The organism is Streptomyces venezuelae (assembly GCF_008642295.1).
In the GTDB taxonomy this organism is placed as follows: Bacteria; Actinomycetota; Actinomycetes; order Streptomycetales; family Streptomycetaceae; genus Streptomyces; species Streptomyces venezuelae_C.
The window spans coordinates 5694190-5709917 of sequence record NZ_CP029190.1; the positions used below are offsets into that span (position 1 = coordinate 5694190).

The 15728-nt window shown below is 70.6% G+C and carries 15 protein-coding genes and 1 pseudogene; 11 read left to right on the forward strand and 5 right to left on the reverse strand.

Features of this window, described 5'->3' with window-relative positions:
• The first annotated feature begins 245 nt into the window (after window positions 1-245).
• From DEJ50_RS25610 to DEJ50_RS25620, 3 genes and pseudogenes are all read left to right on the forward strand, one after another.
• Entirely contained in the window at window positions 246-1187 is a 942-nt protein-coding gene (locus tag DEJ50_RS25610) for a heme o synthase (RefSeq protein ID WP_150210456.1), read from the forward strand.
• Window positions 1188-1211: 24 nt separating this feature from the next.
• Window positions 1212-1523, forward strand: a pseudogene (locus DEJ50_RS25615) (hypothetical protein); the annotation flags it as partial.
• 842 nt (window positions 1524-2365) lie between these two features.
• Complete coding sequence (locus DEJ50_RS25620; protein WP_150212359.1) at window positions 2366-3538, forward strand: amidohydrolase family protein; 1173 nt, start codon at window positions 2366-2368, stop codon at window positions 3536-3538.
• Here DEJ50_RS25620 and DEJ50_RS25625 read toward each other — a convergent pair.
• The 4 genes from DEJ50_RS25625 to DEJ50_RS25640 all read right to left on the reverse strand — a co-directional run bounded on the left by DEJ50_RS25625 (window position 3527) and on the right by DEJ50_RS25640 (window position 7435).
• A complete protein-coding gene (locus DEJ50_RS25625) occupies window positions 3527-4516 on the reverse strand; it encodes a COX15/CtaA family protein (protein ID WP_190344690.1) in 990 nt (329 codons plus the stop codon). The two genes, DEJ50_RS25620 and DEJ50_RS25625, sit on opposite strands and share 12 nt — an antisense overlap.
• Window positions 4517-4520: 4 nt before the next feature.
• Window positions 4521-5669, reverse strand: coding sequence for a hypothetical protein (locus DEJ50_RS25630; RefSeq protein ID WP_150210458.1), 1149 nt, complete (start codon window positions 5667-5669; stop codon window positions 4521-4523).
• 75 nt (window positions 5670-5744) lie between these two features.
• A complete protein-coding gene (locus tag DEJ50_RS25635; protein ID WP_150210459.1) occupies window positions 5745-6512 on the reverse strand; it encodes an ABC transporter permease in 768 nt (255 codons plus the stop codon).
• The gene (locus tag DEJ50_RS25640) at window positions 6509-7435 is read right to left on the reverse strand and encodes an ABC transporter ATP-binding protein (protein ID WP_150210460.1); all 927 of its coding nucleotides are present in this window, start codon (window positions 7433-7435) and stop codon (window positions 6509-6511) included. Before DEJ50_RS25640 ends, DEJ50_RS25635 begins: the two co-directional genes overlap by 4 nt.
• Before the next feature lie 364 nt (window positions 7436-7799).
• Here DEJ50_RS25640 and DEJ50_RS25645 point away from each other — a divergent pair, with 364 nt between their 5' ends.
• The 8 genes from DEJ50_RS25645 to DEJ50_RS25680 all read left to right on the forward strand — a co-directional run bounded on the left by DEJ50_RS25645 (window position 7800) and on the right by DEJ50_RS25680 (window position 14406).
• Complete coding sequence (locus tag DEJ50_RS25645) at window positions 7800-8555, forward strand: helix-turn-helix transcriptional regulator (protein WP_150210461.1); 756 nt, start codon at window positions 7800-7802, stop codon at window positions 8553-8555.
• Entirely contained in the window at window positions 8552-9967 is a 1416-nt protein-coding gene (gene sufB, locus DEJ50_RS25650; RefSeq protein ID WP_150210462.1) for a Fe-S cluster assembly protein SufB, read from the forward strand. The genes DEJ50_RS25645 and sufB overlap by 4 nt, the downstream gene beginning before the upstream one ends.
• Before the next feature lie 71 nt (window positions 9968-10038).
• Entirely contained in the window at window positions 10039-11217 is a 1179-nt protein-coding gene (sufD, locus tag DEJ50_RS25655; RefSeq protein ID WP_150210463.1) for a Fe-S cluster assembly protein SufD, read from the forward strand.
• Window positions 11217-11534: a bifunctional 3-phenylpropionate/cinnamic acid dioxygenase ferredoxin subunit gene (locus DEJ50_RS25660; protein ID WP_150210464.1), complete on the forward strand. Its 318-nt coding sequence runs from the start codon at window positions 11217-11219 to the stop codon at window positions 11532-11534. The genes sufD and DEJ50_RS25660 overlap by 1 nt, the downstream gene beginning before the upstream one ends.
• A gap of 7 nt (window positions 11535-11541) precedes the next feature.
• On the forward strand, window positions 11542-12315 hold the full coding sequence (gene sufC, locus DEJ50_RS25665) for a Fe-S cluster assembly ATPase SufC (protein WP_150210465.1): 774 nt from the start codon (window positions 11542-11544) through the stop codon (window positions 12313-12315).
• Window positions 12312-13568, forward strand: coding sequence for a cysteine desulfurase (locus DEJ50_RS25670; RefSeq protein WP_150210466.1), 1257 nt, complete (start codon window positions 12312-12314; stop codon window positions 13566-13568). Before sufC ends, DEJ50_RS25670 begins: the two co-directional genes overlap by 4 nt.
• A gap of 32 nt (window positions 13569-13600) precedes the next feature.
• Window positions 13601-14065 carry a Fe-S cluster assembly sulfur transfer protein SufU gene (gene sufU, locus DEJ50_RS25675; protein ID WP_150210467.1) on the forward strand — a complete coding sequence of 155 codons (465 nt, stop codon included), beginning with the start codon at window positions 13601-13603 and terminating at the stop codon, window positions 14063-14065.
• Window positions 14062-14406, forward strand: coding sequence for a metal-sulfur cluster assembly factor (locus DEJ50_RS25680; RefSeq protein ID WP_030009139.1), 345 nt, complete (start codon window positions 14062-14064; stop codon window positions 14404-14406). Before sufU ends, DEJ50_RS25680 begins: the two co-directional genes overlap by 4 nt.
• A 72-nt stretch (window positions 14407-14478) precedes the next feature.
• Here the strand turns inward: DEJ50_RS25680 and DEJ50_RS25685 are convergent, their stop codons facing one another.
• Entirely contained in the window at window positions 14479-15717 is a 1239-nt protein-coding gene (locus DEJ50_RS25685; protein WP_150210468.1) for a hypothetical protein, read from the reverse strand.
• Between the last annotated feature and the right edge of the window lie 11 nt (window positions 15718-15728).

Genomic DNA, 15728 nt, shown 5'->3' on the forward strand with positions numbered 1-15728 from the left:
GACGAACGGTGCACCGGCGCGTTTCCGAGCCTACCCTCGCCGCGGCGTGCAGCTATTCGAGTGCCTCCGCTCCGTCACTACCCTGTCACCTCTGTCCAACGGTCGGCCCAACACGGGGCGACCCCCGCGCAGGGCCACGTAAGGGCAGCGTCTAGAGTGGCGTGGTACGCGCAAGTCTTCACCGGACCTCCAGGCCCAATTCACCGGAGTCCGGGGCTTGCCAGGAGTCTCTGTCAGGGGTGTGCGTGACGGCCGTCGAATCCCGTCCAGCGGGGGTGCTCGGGACGAGCCCCGGTCACCGGCCGTTGGGGGCCCGGGTCATGGCTTTCGTGGCATTGACCAAGCCGCGGATCATCGAACTTCTGCTGATCACCACAGTGCCGGTGATGTTCCTCGCCGAGCAGGGCGTGCCCTCGCTGTGGCTGGTGCTCGCCACGTGCATCGGCGGGTACCTGTCGGCGGGCGGCGCCAACGCCCTGAACATGTACATCGACCGTGACATCGATGCGCTGATGGACCGTACGTCGCAGCGGCCGTTGGTGACCGGCATGGTCAGCCCGCCCGAGGCCATGGTCTTCGGCATCACCCTCGCGGTGGTCTCGACGCTGTGGTTCGGCCTGCTGGTGAACTGGCTGTCGGCGGCGCTCGCGCTCGGCGCACTCCTCTTCTACGTCGTCGTCTACACGATGCTGCTGAAGCGGCGCACCACCCAGAACATCGTCTGGGGCGGCATCGCGGGCTGCCTGCCGGTGCTGATCGGCTGGTCCGCGGTGACCAACTCGATGTCCTGGGCCGCCGTCATCCTCTTCCTGGTCATCTTCTTCTGGACGCCGCCGCACTACTGGCCGCTGTCCATGAAGGTGAAGGAGGACTATGCGCGGGTCGGCGTGCCGATGCTGCCGGTGGTCGCGGGCAACAAGGTGGTGGCCCGGCAGATCGTCCTCTACAGCTGGGTGATGGTCGCGGTCTCGCTGCTGCTCACCCCGCTGGGGTACACCGGGTGGTTCTACACCTCGGTGGCGCTGGTCGCGGGCGGCTGGTGGCTGTGGGAGGCGCATGCGCTGCAGGCGCGGGCGAAGGCGGGGGTGACCGGCGCGAAGCTCAAGGAGATGCGCCTGTTCCACTGGTCGATCACCTATGTGTCGCTTCTCTTCGTGGCCGTGGCCGTGGATCCCTTCCTCCGTTGATTACTCGCCGGTAGCATGCGGTCCATGGCAGACACGAAGCAGGAGCGCACCGCGGCGAAGCTCGCCAGGCAGATCGGCGCGTTCAGCAAGCAGCACGGCGGGGCCGAGGGCCAGCTGGCGTACATCGGCCAGGGCGGCACCCGCATCGTCCTCGTGGGCGAGGACGGCGGCTGGGGCGATCTGGTCGCGCCGACGTACGAGGTCGCGCAGGCGGCGGCGGAGAAGGCGGGACTGACGCTGCAGGAGTCCTTCGACGGCGAGATGGCGGCGAAGGTCCGGACCGGCCCGTACGAGTGGACCCGCATGGCGGGCATCCAACTGGGCGGCACGCCGAACCGGACGGCAGGACCGGCGGCGGAGCCGGAGCCGGAGCCGGCGATGGCCGAGCCGGCTGCGGAGCCGGAGCCGGCGGCTGCTGCGAAGCCCGAGCCGAAGCCGGCGGCGGCTGCGGCGCCGAAGCCCGCCGAGGCTGCGAAGCCCGAGCCGGAGCCGGCGGCTGCGCAGCCGGAGCCGGCGGCTGCTGCGGAGCCTGAGCCGGCCGCTGCTGGGAAGCCTGAGCCGAAGCCGGCCGAGGCCAAGCCGGAACCGGCCGCGGCTGCCGAGCCGAAGCCGGCCGAAGCTGCGAAGCCCGAGCCCGAGTCGGCTGCTGCCGAGCCGAAGCCGGAGCCTGCCGCTGCTGCGGAGCCCGAGGCCGAGGCGAAGAAGCCGGAAGCCTCCGCCTAGTTCGGCTGGGCGCTGCGCTGGGCCTTTCCCCACCCCGCCCCTTCTCCCCCAGCTACCGCTGGGAGGTGCCCCCAGAAACTGGGACCTGCGGCCCCAGCCCCCGCCCGGGGCTGGCGCCCCGCACCCCACCGGCCCTGGGCTCCGCCCGGGCCCGTGGACCTGCTCGGGGCTGCTGCCCCGTACCCCGCTGGCCCTGGGCTCCGCCCGGGCTCGCGGGCTGGGCCGGGTCCGGCTCCGGGTTGCCCCGCACACCACACCCTCGGGCTGCGCCCGAGCTCGCCGCAGGCGGGCGGCGTTGCCGCCGGAGCGCTCGGCTCCGGGCCTTGCCTCGGGGTGGGCTGCGGGGCGGATCGGCCGGCGTGGTGGCAATACCTCTCGTGGGGGTCACCCGTTAGGACGTGTGGAAGAAGCGTGCCGTCCACCGTCCGCAACGGGGTGTCCGGATGATCGACCGGTTGATCGAAACGCCGCCCCTGGTGGACCAGTACTGCCACGGGGTGCTCCGCACCGAGCTCGGGCTCGGCACCTTCGAGGACCGGCTCGGGCGGTCCGTGGGGCCCGCCGCCGCCGGGACCACCTTCTTCGACACCCAGGCCGGGTTCGCCGTCCGGCGCTGGTGTCCGCCGCTGCTCGGGCTGGAAGCCCACTGCGCCCCCGCCCGCTACCTCGCCCGACGGCGCGAGCTGGGCGGGTACGAGGCCGGGCGGCGGCTCCTGCGCGGCGCCGGGGTCGGGGTCTACCTCGTCGACACCGGGCCGCCCGGGGATCTGACCCCGCCCGCCGAGCTGGCCGCCACCGCCGATGCCGCCGCGTACGAGATCGTCCGGCTGGAGCTGCTGGCCGAGCAGGTGGCCGACACCTCCGGCACGGCCGAGGCCTTCCTCGGCAATCTCGCCGAGGCCGTCAGCGCCGCCGCCGTCACCGCCGTGGCCTTCACCTGCGGGCCCGCCGCCGGCCACGGCACCGCGCTGGCCTTCGCCCCCGAGCCGCCCGGCGCCGGCGAGGTCCGCCGGGCGGCCGGCCGCTGGCTGGCCGGGCGGTCCAAGGGCGGGCCGGTGCGGGATCCCGTACTGCTGCGGCACCTGCTGTGGTGCGCCGTGGCGTCCCGGCTGCCGCTGCAACTGCACACCGGGGCAGCGGACCCGTACCAGCGGATCGACCGGACCGATCCGGTGCTGCTCACCGATTTCGTCCGCGCGACCGCCGGCCTCGGCACGGACCTGGTGCTGCTGCACGGCTATCCGTACCACCGCCGGGCCGCCCATCTCGCCGCCGCGTTCCCGCACGTGTACGCCGATCTGGGCCCGGCCCTCGCCCACACCGGGGCCCGTGCCGCCGAGGTGCTCGCCGAGTTCCTCGAACTCGCACCGTTCGGCAAGCTGCTGTTCTCCAGCGGAGGCCGGCAGCTGCCGGAGCTGCACGTGGTGGGGGCCCGGGTGTTCCGGGAGGCGCTGGGCCGGGTGCTCGGCGGCTGGGTGGCCGACGGGGCCTGGTCCCTGCGGGACGCCGAGCGGGTGGCCGGGATGCTCGCGGCGGGCAATGCCCGCCGGGTCTACCGGCTGGGGCGGACCGGGGAGGCTGGGATCGTGGCCGGCGAGAGCGCTGCCGCGGTCCTGCTAGACCGCTGACAGCGCGGGGTCGCTCTGTGCCGGGATCTCCGCCTGCGCCACCGGGCGTTCGCGCAGGCTCAGCGCGAGCCGGAGCACGGCGATCCACACCAGGCACGAGCCGAGCATGTGGGAGGCCACCAGGACCTCGGGCAGCTCGGTGAAGAACTGCACGTACCCGATACCGCCCTGGGCGAGCAGCACGATCAGCAGGTCGCGGGCCCGGGCCCGGGTGTCGACCGGGGCGTCGACCACCCGCAGCACCAGCCACATCGCCACCGCGAGGGCGCAGACCAGCCAGGCGGCGATGGCGTGCACATGGGCCGTGGTGGCCCAGTCGAAGCCCATCCGCTCGACCTCGCTGCTGTCACCGGCGTGCGGACCCGCCCCGGTGACCACGGTGCCCGCGGCGATCAGGACGAAGGTGGTGGCGATCAGCGCCCAGGACAGCTTGCGGACCGGTGCCGGAACCCGCGGCTTCGGCGCGGAGTCCCCCTCGCGGGCCCGCTGCCAGGTGAGGGTGGTCACCGCGATCAGCGCGGTGGCGAGCAGGAAGTGCCCGGCCACGCTGTACGGGTTGAGGCCGGTCTTGACGGTGATGCCGCCGAGCACGGCGTTGGAGAGCACCAGTGCGAACTGGGTCCAGCCGAGCCGGGTCAGCGAGCGCCGCCACGGCTTGGCCGAGCGGGCCGAGAGGATCGACCAGCCGACGGCCGCGCTCAGTACGTACGTCAGCATCCGGTTGCCGAACTCGATGGCCCCGTGCAGCCCCTGAGCGGGGGTCGCGAAGAGGTTGTCGTCGGTGCACTTGGGCCAGGTGTCGCAGCCGAGACCGGATCCGGTCAGCCGTACCGCCCCGCCGGTGACGACGATGACCACCGTCATGACGAGGGCGGTGAGCGCGGCCCGCTGGACGGTCCGGGGTGACGGGGTCCAGCGGCTGGCGAGGTATGCGAGGGGGTTCAACACGCCCCATATCGTAGGCGAACCCTTGTGCAAAGTTTCACGAGGGGGCGTCCGGCGGGCCCGACGGCGCCGCTTCGGGGCTGCTGAGCAGGCGGAACCGGGCGCCCGCCGAGTCCCCTTCCTCCTGCCACCAGATGTGGAGCCGCCAATGCCCGCCGGGCTCCGGGCAGTCCGCGGACTCCGTGAATCCGTGGATGAGTTCGGACGCTACGTCCTCTGCTGTCCTGTTTCGCACGTCTGCTGCGCTATGCCAGGGATGCCCGAGTACGGTCCACAGTCCGTCGGCCGCCCGCACCTCGAACCGCCACACCGCCCGCCACGGGGTGACCTCCAGCATCGTCATCACGTGTTCCGGATCGAGCAGCAGCCGGGCGGCCGTCTCGGCCGGCTCCACCCCCTGGATCCGGGCGGCCACCACGGCCTGCGGCAGCAGGGACTCGGGCAGCAGCCCGTCCCCGCGCAGCCGCACCAGCGACTCGAAGGACAGGAACCGCAGCCGCAGCTCCAGCTGGCGCCCGATGTGGTCCAGGACCTCCTCGGCCTCCTGGCGGGTCTCCGGGTCCGGCCCGGTCAGCAGCAGCCTGCGGAAGTCGCTCTCCGCGTCCACCGCCCAGGCCACCGCGTCCTCGGTGAAGCCGAGCTCGGCGAGCCGGTCGCCGAGGAAGACCTTGGCCTGGGCCAGGCCGCGCCGGTTGACCGGATCGGCCTGGTCCAGGCCGCGCCACACCTCCACCGCGGACCGGGTCAGGTCGATGGCGCGCTCACCGGCAACCCGCTCCATCGGGTTCGGCGCCTCGACGGCGGCCGTGCCCAGCGGATAGCGCGGCAGCCGCCGGCCGTCGCTCAGCGGCCAGGCCAGCCAGACACCCTGGTTGATCAGGCCCTTGGCGTACCAGCGGGCGTATTCGGGGGAGTGCCCCGCGGCCTGCTGGGCGTGCCGCATGCCCTCCTCGACGGCGGACAGGGCCCCGGCCCGGTCCCCCTGCCCGAAGCGCCGGCCGGCCAGGTCGGCCAGCCGCAGACCCAGCCGCGCGGCACAGTCGGGATCGGTCCGGGCGGGCTCGCGCAGGGCGGTGATCAGCTCGCCCAGCAGCCGGTCCGCCTCCTCGGGAGCCGCCTGAGCGGCCCCCGACCTGATCCGTGCCCACTGTTCGTCCAGCCGCAGAACGGCCTCTCGCTGCGCCATGCCTCCGCCCCCCGGCGTCACGTCATGTGTGGAGGTGTCCATCCTCGCGGCTGGGACGTGTGCAACGGAAGGGATTCACTCCCAGCGGAAGAACCGGGCTGCCGCGCCCAGGCCCAGCACCGCCCAGCCGGCCAGCACCGCGACCGCGCCCCAGGGCAGCGGGGCGCCGTGCTGGAGCACCTCACGCAGCCCGTCGGAGAGCGCCGAGATCGGCAGCAGCTCCAGGGCAGACCGGAGGGCCCCCGGGAACCTGTCCAGCGGCACGATCACCCCGCCGCCGACCAGCAGCAGGAGAAAGACGAGGTTGGCGGCGGCCAGGGTCGCCTCGGCCTTGAGGGTGCCGGCCATCAGCAGGCCGAGCCCGGAGAAGGCCGCCGTGCCGAGCAGGATCAGCGCCGCCACGGCGAGCGGGTTGCCCTGGGGGGACCAGCCCAGGCCCAGCGCGATCACCGTCAGCAGGGCGATCTGCAGTACCTCGGTGACCAGTACGGACAGGGTCTTGGCGGCCATCAGCGCCCAGCGCGGCAGCGGCGAGGCCCCGAGCCGCTTGAGCACGCCGTAGCGGCGGTCGAAGCCGGTGGCGATGGCCTGGCCGGTGAAGGCCGTGGACAGCACGGCGAGCGCAAGGATGCCGGGGGCCAGGAAGTCCACCGGCTTCTCCGCGCCGGTGTCCACGATGTCCACGGCGGAGAACAGCACCAGCAGCAGCGCCGGGATGATCACCGTCAGCAGCAGCTGCTCCCCGTTGCGCAGCAGCATCCGGGTCTCCAGCGCGGTCTGCGCGGCGATCATCCGGGACACGGGTGCGGCCCCCGGCCGGGGGGTGAACGTACCGGCGCTCATGCGCGCAGCTCCTTACCGGTCAGCTCCAAGAAGACGTCCTCCAGGGTGTGCCGTTCCACCGAGAGGCTGTCCGGCAGGACTCCGTGCTGGGCGCACCAGGAGGCGACGGTGGCCAGCATCTGCGGGTCGACATCGCCGTTGACCCGGTAGACACCGGGGGTGAGCTCGGCAGCCTTGGCTCCGTCGGGCAGGGCCTTGAGCAGCGAGGCGAGGTCCAGGGCCGGGCGGCCGGTGAAGCGCAGGGTGTTCTCGGCGCCGCCCCGGCACAGCTGCTCGGGGCTGCCGTGGGCGATGACCCGGCCGGCGTCGACGATGGCGACCTCGTCGGCGAGCTGCTCGGCCTCGTCCATGTGGTGGGTGGTGAGGACGACGGTCACCCCGTCGGCGCGCAGTTCCCGTACGAGGTCCCAGGTGGCGCGGCGGGCCTGCGGGTCCAGGCCGGCCGTCGGCTCGTCCAGGAAGACCAGCTCGGGGCGGCCGACCACGGCGATGGCGAGGGCCAGGCGCTGCTGCTGGCCGCCGGAGAGGCGGCGGTAGGGGGTCCGGCCGCAGCCGCCCAGCCCGAGCCGCTCGACCAGGCCGTTCACATCGAGCGGGTCGGCGTACAGGCCTGCCATGTGGCGGAGCATCTCGACGGCGCGGGCGCCGGAGTAGATCCCGCCGGACTGGAGCATCACGCCGATCCGGGGCCGCAGGGCGGCGGCCTCGGCTATCGGGTCCAGGCCGAGGACGCGGACGGATCCGGCGTCGGGGCGGAGGTAGCCCTCGGCGGTTTCCACGGTGGTGGTCTTGCCCGCGCCGTTGGGGCCGAGGACCGCGGTGACGGAGGACCGGCCGACGGTGAGGTCGAGGCCGTCCACCGCGGTCTTGGCGCCGTACCGCTTCACCAGTCCGCGGATCTGCACGGCGGGGTCGTTGCTCATGCGGGTGAGTCTACGGAGCGCGGAAAGAGGCTCTCCGTCGCGGGGTGGCCGCGGGGTGGCGGTATTCGATCGCAATTACGGCGCTCTTCCGGCGGTTCTGATCCTGGATGGCCCAGCAGCGTTCAGTGATCTTTTCCGGAATTCGGGCCACCGCGCGCCCGGAAACTCCATGAGGGGAGGATTGCTGGTGGGGGCGGTGCGCAAGGGCGTGAATGGCGTTCGCGGGGACGGCGGCTGACAGCGGAGTGCTGGCCTCCGTATAACTCTCCGTAGATAAATTAGGTAACCCTTAGTGATGGAGGCCACCAGGGGTGGCCGCGATCACGGCTTGTCTGGGCTCGCTTAATTACGCAACAATGGCGTTGTGAAAAACGGCGAACGGCTGATCGAGACCCCCCAGGGGGAGCTCGCGACCGGGGAGCGGTCCACCCGCAACCGGGTCGCGCGGTCCATCCTGGACCACGGTCCGTCCACCGTCGCCGACCTCGCCCAGCGTCTCGGCCTCACCCAGGCCGCCGTCCGCCGCCATCTCGACACGCTCGTCGCCGACGACGTGGTCGCACCCCGTGAGCAGCGCGTGTACGGCACGCGCACCCGGGGCAGGCCCGCCAAGGTCTTCGCGCTCACCGACTGCGGGCGTGACGCCTTCGACCAGTCCTACGACACCCTCGCCGCGGACGCCCTGCGCTGGATCGCGCAGTCCGCGGGCGGCGGCGAACAGGGCGAGGCGGCCGTGGCCGCCTTCGCGAAGGCGCGGCTGGACGCGCAGGCCGAGGCCTACCGGGTGGCAGTCGACGCGGCGGACCCCGCGGACCGCACCGAGGCCCTGGCCAAGGCGTTGACCGTGGACGGGTACGCTGCTACGGCGAAGAGCGCTCCCGGTCCGCACAGCGGAGAACAGCTCTGTCAGCACCACTGCCCGGTCGCCCATGTCGCCGAGCAGTTCCCGCAGCTGTGCGAGGCGGAGACCGAGGTCTTCTCACGCCTGCTCGGGACGCATGTGCAGCGTCTCGCCACGATTGCCCACGGCGACGGGGTGTGCACCACCTTCATTCCGCGAAGCGCAGCACAGGCAACCACATCAGCATCTGGAAGCACGGCCGGGAGGAACCCCGCATGACCACGGAGACTGCTCACCCTGAACTTGAGGGTCTGGGCAAGTACGAGTACGGCTGGGCCGACTCCGACGCGGCCGGTGCCGCTGCCAAGCGCGGACTGAACGAGGACGTCGTCCGCGACATCTCCTCGAAGAAGAACGAGCCCGAGTGGATGCTGAAGCTCCGCCTCAAGGGCCTCAAGCTCTTCGACAAGAAGCCCATGCCGACCTGGGGCTCCGACCTCTCCGGCATCGACTTCGACAACATCAAGTACTTCGTGCGTTCCACCGAGAAGCAGGCTGCTTCCTGGGAGGACCTGCCCGAGGACATCAAGAACACGTACGACAAGCTCGGCATCCCGGAGGCGGAGAAGCAGCGCCTGGTCGCCGGCGTCGCCGCCCAGTACGAGTCCGAGGTCGTCTACCACCAGATCCGCGAGGACCTGGAGGAGCAGGGCGTCATCTTCGTCGACACCGACACCGCGCTGAAGGAGCACGAGGAACTCTTCAAGGAGTACTTCGGCACCGTCATCCCGGTCGGCGACAACAAGTTCGCCTCCCTGAACACCGCCGTGTGGTCGGGCGGCTCGTTCATCTACGTGCCCAAGGGCGTGCAGGTGGAGATCCCGCTCCAGGCCTACTTCCGTATCAACACGGAGAACATGGGCCAGTTCGAGCGGACGCTGATCATCGTCGACGAGGACGCCTACGTCCACTACGTCGAGGGCTGCACCGCCCCGATCTACTCCTCCGACTCGCTGCACAGCGCCGTGGTCGAGATCATCGTGAAGAAGGGCGGCCGGTGCCGCTACACGACGATCCAGAACTGGTCGAACAACGTCTACAACCTGGTCACCAAGCGCGCCGTGGCGTACGAGGGCGCGACCATGGAGTGGATCGACGGCAACATCGGTTCCAAGGTCACCATGAAGTACCCGGCCGTCTACCTGATGGGCGAGCACGCCAAGGGCGAGACCCTCTCCATCGCCTTCGCGGGCGAGGGCCAGCACCAGGACGCCGGCTCCAAGATGGTCCACATGGCGCCGAACACCTCCTCCAACATCGTCTCCAAGTCGGTGGCGCGGGGCGGCGGCCGTACCTCCTACCGCGGCCTGGTCGAGATCGGCGAGGGCGCCGCCGGCTCCAAGAGCAACGTCCTCTGCGACGCCCTGCTCGTCGACACCATCTCCCGCTCGGACACGTACCCCTACGTGGACGTCCGCGAGGACGACGTGACCATGGGCCACGAGGCGACCGTCTCCAAGGTCTCCGACGACCAGCTGTTCTACCTGATGCAGCGCGGCATGTCGGAGTTCGAGGCCATGGCCATGATCGTGCGCGGCTTCGTCGAGCCGATCGCGAAGGAGCTGCCCATGGAGTACGCGCTGGAGCTCAACCGGCTGATCGAGCTGCAGATGGAGGGCTCGGTCGGCTAGTCCGGCCGCGGCCCGCCCGCAGCGCAGATCCCCTTTGACGCAAGACGCAGGAAGAGAGCAAGACGACAGCCATGGCTGAGGCTCAGAATATTCCGGTGGGTTCCACCACCGCCGGCTCGATCGCGGTGGCCGCCGAGTCCACCGTCGCCACCCGGATGAGCGCGCCCCCGTCCTTCGACGTGGCCGACTTCCCCGTGCCGCACGGCCGCGAGGAGGAGTGGCGCTTCACCCCGCTGGAGCGGCTGCGCGGACTCCACGACGGCACCGCCGTCGCCAACGGCACCATGAAGGCCCAGATCGACGCCCCCGAGGGCGTCACGGTCGAGTCCGTGGACCGCGGCGACGAGCGCATCGGCAAGGCCGGCACCCCGGTGGACCGGGTCTCCGCCCAGGCCTTCACCTCGTTCGCCAAGGCCACGGTCGTCACCGTGCCCAAGGAGACCGTGCTCGCCGAGCCGATCCGCGTCGCCCTGCACGGCGAGGGCGGCACGACCTTCGGGCACACCGTCTTCGACATCAAGCCGTTCGCCGAGGCGATCATCGTGATCGACCACACCGGTGACGGCGTGCGCGCCGCCAACGTCGACATCCTCGTCGGCGACGGCGCCAAGGTCACCTTCGTGTCCGTGCAGGACTGGGACGACACCGCCGTCCACACCTCCCAGCACAACGCGCTGATCGGCCGCGACGCGAGCTTCAAGTCCGTGGTCGTCACCTTCGGCGGCGACGTCGTCCGCCTGCACCCGCGCGTCAGCTACGCGGGCCCCGGCGGCGAGGCCGAGATGCTCGGTCTGTACTTCACCGACGCCTCCCAGCACCAGGAGCACCGCCTCCTGGTCACCCACGACGCCCCGCACTGCAAGTCCAACGTGGTCTACAAGGGCGCCCTGCAGGGCGAAGGCGCCCACGCGGTGTGGATCGGCGACGTACTCATCCAGAAGACCGCCGAGGGCACCGACACCTACGAGATGAACCGCAACCTCGTCCTCACGGACGGCGCGCGGGTCGACTCGGTGCCGAACCTGGAGATCGAGACCGGCGAGATCGTCGGCGCCGGCCACGCCTCCGCGACCGGCCGCTTCGACGACGAGCAGCTCTTCTACCTCCAGGCCCGCGGCATCCCGGCCGACGAGGCCCGCCGTCTGGTGGTGCGCGGCTTCTTCGCCGAGCTGGTCCAGCAGATCGGCGTCGCCGACATCGAGGAGCGGCTGATCTCGAAGATCGAGGCCGAACTCGAGGCGTCCGTCTGATGACCTACGTCAAGGCCTGTGCGCTGAGCGAGCTGGAGGAGGACACCCCCAAGCGGGTGGAACTCGACGGCACGCCGGTGTCCATCGTCTCCACCGACGGGGAGGTGTTCGCGATCCACGACATCTGCTCGCACGCGAACGTGTCCCTCTCGGAGGGCGAGGTCGAGGACTGCCAGATCGAGTGCTGGCTGCACGGGTCGGCCTTCGACCTGCGCACCGGCAAGCCGTCCGGCCTTCCCGCGACGCGCCCCGTCCCCGTTTACCCCGTAAAGATCGAAGGGGACGACGTGCTCGTCTCCCTCACCCAGGAGTCCTGAGGCACCCATGGCAACGCTTGAAATCCACGACCTGCACGTCTCCGTCGAGACTGGTGACTCTGCGAGTGGCACCCGCGAGATCCTCAAGGGCGTCGACCTCACCGTCAAGCAGGGTGAGACGCACGCCATCATGGGTCCGAACGGCTCCGGCAAGTCCACCCTCGCGTACTCGCTGGCCGGCCACCCGAAGTACACGATCACCGGTGGCACGGTGACCCTCGACGGTGAAGACGTCCTGGAGATGTCCGTCGACGAGCGCGCCCGCGCCGGCGTCTTCCTCGCCATGCAGTACCCGGTCGAGGTTCCCGGTGTCTCGGTCTCCAACTTCCTGCGGACCTCCGCCACCGCCATCCGCGGCGAGGCCCCCAAGCTGCGCACCTGGGTGAAGGAGGTCAAGGAGGCCATGGAGCGTCTCTCCATGGACCCGGCCTTCGCCGAGCGCAACGTCAACGAGGGCTTCTCCGGCGGTGAGAAGAAGCGCCACGAGATCCTCCAGCTGGAGCTCCTCAAGCCGAAGATCGCGATCCTCGACGAGACCGACTCCGGCCTGGACGTGGATGCCCTGCGCATCGTCTCCGAGGGCGTCAACCGCGTCCGCGAGGGCGGCGAGGTCGGCACCCTGCTGATCACCCACTACACGCGCATCCTGCGCTACATCAAGCCCGACTTCGTGCACGTGTTCGCGAACGGCCGCATCGCCGAGTCCGGCGGCGCCGAGCTCGCCGACCAGCTGGAGGCCGAGGGCTACGACAAGTACGTGAAGGGTGGCGCAACCGCGTGACACAGCTGCCTGGCCTCCTCGACACCGAGGCGATCCGCAAGGACTTCCCCCTGCTGGATCGTGTGGTCCACGACGGGAAGAAGATCGTTTACCTGGACAACGCGGCGACCTCGCAGAAGCCGCGCCAGGTGCTCGACGCGCTGAACGCCTACTACGAGCGCCACAACGCGAACGTCCACCGTGGCGTGCACGTGCTCGCCGAGGAGGCCACGGCACTGTACGAAGGCGCCCGCGACAAGGTGGCCGCCTTCATCAACGCACCGAGCCGCGACGAGGTGATCTTCACCAAGAACGCCTCCGAGTCGCTCAACCTGGTCGCCAACATGCTCGGCTGGGCGGAAGAGCCCTACCGGGTCGACCGCGAGACCGAGATCGCCATCACGGAGATGGAGCACCACTCCAACATCGTGCCGTGGCAGCTGCTCTCGCAGCGCACCGGCGCGAAGCTGAAGTGGTTCGGCCTCACCGACGACGGCCGGCTCGACCTGTCCGACATCGAAGAGGTCATCACGGAGAAGACGAAGATCGTCTCCTTCACGCTGGTCTCCAACATCCTGGGCACGGTCAACCCGGTCGAGACGATCGTCCGGCGGGCCCAGGAGGTCGGCGCGCTGGTGCTGATCGACGCCTCGCAGGCCGCTCCGCACATGCCGCTGGACGTCCAGGCCCTCGGCGCCGACTTCGTGGCCTTCACCGGCCACAAGATGTGCGGCCCGACCGGCATCGGCGTCCTCTGGGGCCGCCAGGAGCTGCTGGAGGACCTGCCCCCGTTCCTCGGAGGCGGCGAGATGATCGAGACCGTCTCGATGCACTCCTCCACCTACGCCCCGGCACCCCACAAGTTCGAGGCGGGCACGCCCCCGATCGCCCAGGCCGTCGGCCTCGGTGCGGCCGTGGACTACCTGACCGCGATCGGCATGGACAAGATCGCCGCGCACGAGCACGCGATCACCGAATACGCCGTCCGGCGCCTGCAGGAGGTCCCCGACCTGCGGATCATCGGCCCCACCACGGCCGAGGACCGCGGCGCCGCGATCTCCTTCACCCTGGGTGACATCCACCCGCACGATGTGGGTCAGGTCCTGGACGAGCAGGGCATCGCGGTCCGGGTGGGCCACCACTGCGCGCGCCCGGTCTGCCTGCGGTACGGAATTCCTGCGACCACGCGAGCGTCGTTCTACCTGTACTCCTCTCCGGCCGATGTCGATGCGCTGATCGACGGGCTGGAGCACGTACGGAACTTCTTCGGCTGACGAAGACGACGAGGACGGGACTTCGAGGCGCTGTGAAGCTGGATTCGATGTACCAGGAACTGATCCTGGACCACTACAAGCACCCCCACGGGCGTGGCCTGCGCGACGGCGACGCCGAGGTGCACCACGTCAATCCGACGTGCGGTGACGAGATCACGCTGCGCGTGAAGTACGACGGCCAGACGCTGACCGACGTCAGCTACGAGGGCCAGGGCTGCTCCATCAGCCAGGCCAGTGCCTCCGTACTGAACGAGCTGCTCGTCGGCAAGGAGCTCGCCGAGGCGCAGAAGATCCAGGGTGCTTTCCTGGAGATGATGCAGTCCAAGGGCAAGATCGAGCCCGACGAGGCGATGGAGGAGGTGCTGGAGGACGCGGTGGCGTTCATCGGCGTCTCCAAGTACCCGGCGCGCGTCAAGTGTGCTCTGCTGAGCTGGATGGCGTGGAAGGACGCGACCGCCCAGGCTTTGGGCGATGGCGCGGAGAGGAAGACGGCATGACCGAGAACGCGACGCCCGAGGCGTCGATCAAGCCGGCCACCGAGGAGGAGGTCCGTGAGGCCCTCTACGACGTGGTCGACCCCGAGCTGGGCATCGACGTCGTCAACCTGGGCCTGATCTACGGCATCCACATCGACGACGCGAACATCGCGACCCTGGACATGACGCTGACCTCGGCGGCCTGCCCGCTGACGGACGTGATCGAGGACCAGGCCAAGTCGGCGACCGACGGCATCGTCAGCGAGCTCCGGATCAACTGGGTCTGGATGCCGCCGTGGGGCCCGGACAAGATCACCGATGACGGCCGCGAGCAGCTGCGCGCCCTCGGTTTCAACGTCTGAGCCGGCCTCCGGGCCGTCCGTGACATGGGAAGGCCCCCGGCACACCGTGCCGGGGGCCTTCCCATGTCCTGCCTACGGGCGCGGCCCCGGGGTGTTGGCGGCGAGCAGGCCGGAGATCAGGTCCTCCCGGCGGATCCGCTGGTCGACGTAGAGCAGTGCGGACGCCAGCTGTGACAGGGTGGGGAAGATCAGCTGGCCCAGGGCGCTGCCGATCACCGAGAACAGCGCGTACAGCGTGAACAGGATGACCACCCCGGCCGTGACGTCGGCGTCCGGGCCGGTCAGGGCGAGGGCCGGGAACATCACCATGACACCGATCAAGGTGAACACGATCTGGATGATGTAGGCCATGACGAGGGCCGCCAGCCCGATGAGCAGGCTGATGCCGAAGATCCGCCACCAGCTGCCCCGGACCAGCTTCGCCGAGCGCCGCATGGCGGTGACCGGGCCGACCTCCTCACAGACGGCGGCTGCCGTCGCCAGGCCGTAGCGGATCCAGATCCACACGGCGAACGGGAAGAAGACCAGGAGCAGCAGCAGCGGCAGCAGCGTCACGAAGTTCGCCGAGCCGTCGGTGCCGGCCCCGTCCGCCTCCGCGGCCTCGCTCAGCGGGATGCCGATGAGGAAGAACGCCGCCAGCGGGATCGCGGCCAGCAGGCCGGTCAGCACGGTGACACCGAGTACGGAGGCGGTCCTGGCCCAGGCCCTGCGGAACAGGGTGCCGAAGGTGACCGGCCGGCCGAGCACCCCCTCCTGGACGAGGACCGGCATGGCGGCGCTGGTCAGCGAGAAGCCCACCAGGGCCACTCCCACGGCGATCACACCGAGCGGGATGAAGGTGGCCAGGACCGGTACCAGGTCCTCCCGCGGCGGGTCCTGCCCGTAGCCGGGGTCGAAGACCGGGTCCAGATGGCTCCAGGTGATGGCCATGCCGATCGCGGCGAGGGCGACGACCACCAGCAGCGTCGCAAACTGCACGGCGAGGAAGAAGCCGATGAGCTGCTTCCAGTAGCGGCCCATGGTGCTGAAGGCACCGCCGAAGACGTCCCCGAGGCCCAGCGGGCGCAGCGGGATGACACCGGGGCGCGGCGGCAGGGGCGGCAGCCAGCCACCGCCCCACTGGTGGGCGCCGTGGTGCGCCGCCGGATACGGACCGGGGTTCGGGTACGGGCCGGGGCCCGGGTACGGACCGGCCGGGGGAGCCGTGGCCGGTGGGTCTGCCGGCGGTCCGGCCGGCGGTATGGGCGTGGGTGCTGCCGGCTCCGGCTGCCCCGACTGTTCCGGGGTTCCCCGCCCCTCGTTCTGTGACACGTTGTACTCCG

Excerpts from the sequence above, each read along its gene's own strand:
- DEJ50_RS25680 (WP_030009139.1), top strand. The coding sequence starts at position 14,062 with ATGACCGAGAACGCGACGCCCGAGGCGTCGATCAAGCCGGCCACCGAG.
- DEJ50_RS25635 (WP_150210459.1), bottom strand. The coding sequence starts at position 6,512 with ATGAGCGCCGGTACGTTCACCCCCCGGCCGGGGGCCGCACCCGTGTCC.
- DEJ50_RS25630 (WP_150210458.1), bottom strand. The coding sequence starts at position 5,669 with ATGGCGCAGCGAGAGGCCGTTCTGCGGCTGGACGAACAGTGGGCACGG.
- sufD (WP_150210463.1), top strand. The coding sequence starts at position 10,039 with ATGGCTGAGGCTCAGAATATTCCGGTGGGTTCCACCACCGCCGGCTCG.
- sufC (WP_150210465.1), top strand. The coding sequence starts at position 11,542 with ATGGCAACGCTTGAAATCCACGACCTGCACGTCTCCGTCGAGACTGGT.
- sufB (WP_150210462.1), top strand. The coding sequence starts at position 8,552 with ATGACCACGGAGACTGCTCACCCTGAACTTGAGGGTCTGGGCAAGTAC.
- DEJ50_RS25660 (WP_150210464.1), top strand. The coding sequence starts at position 11,217 with ATGACCTACGTCAAGGCCTGTGCGCTGAGCGAGCTGGAGGAGGACACC.
- DEJ50_RS25640 (WP_150210460.1), bottom strand. The coding sequence starts at position 7,435 with ATGAGCAACGACCCCGCCGTGCAGATCCGCGGACTGGTGAAGCGGTAC.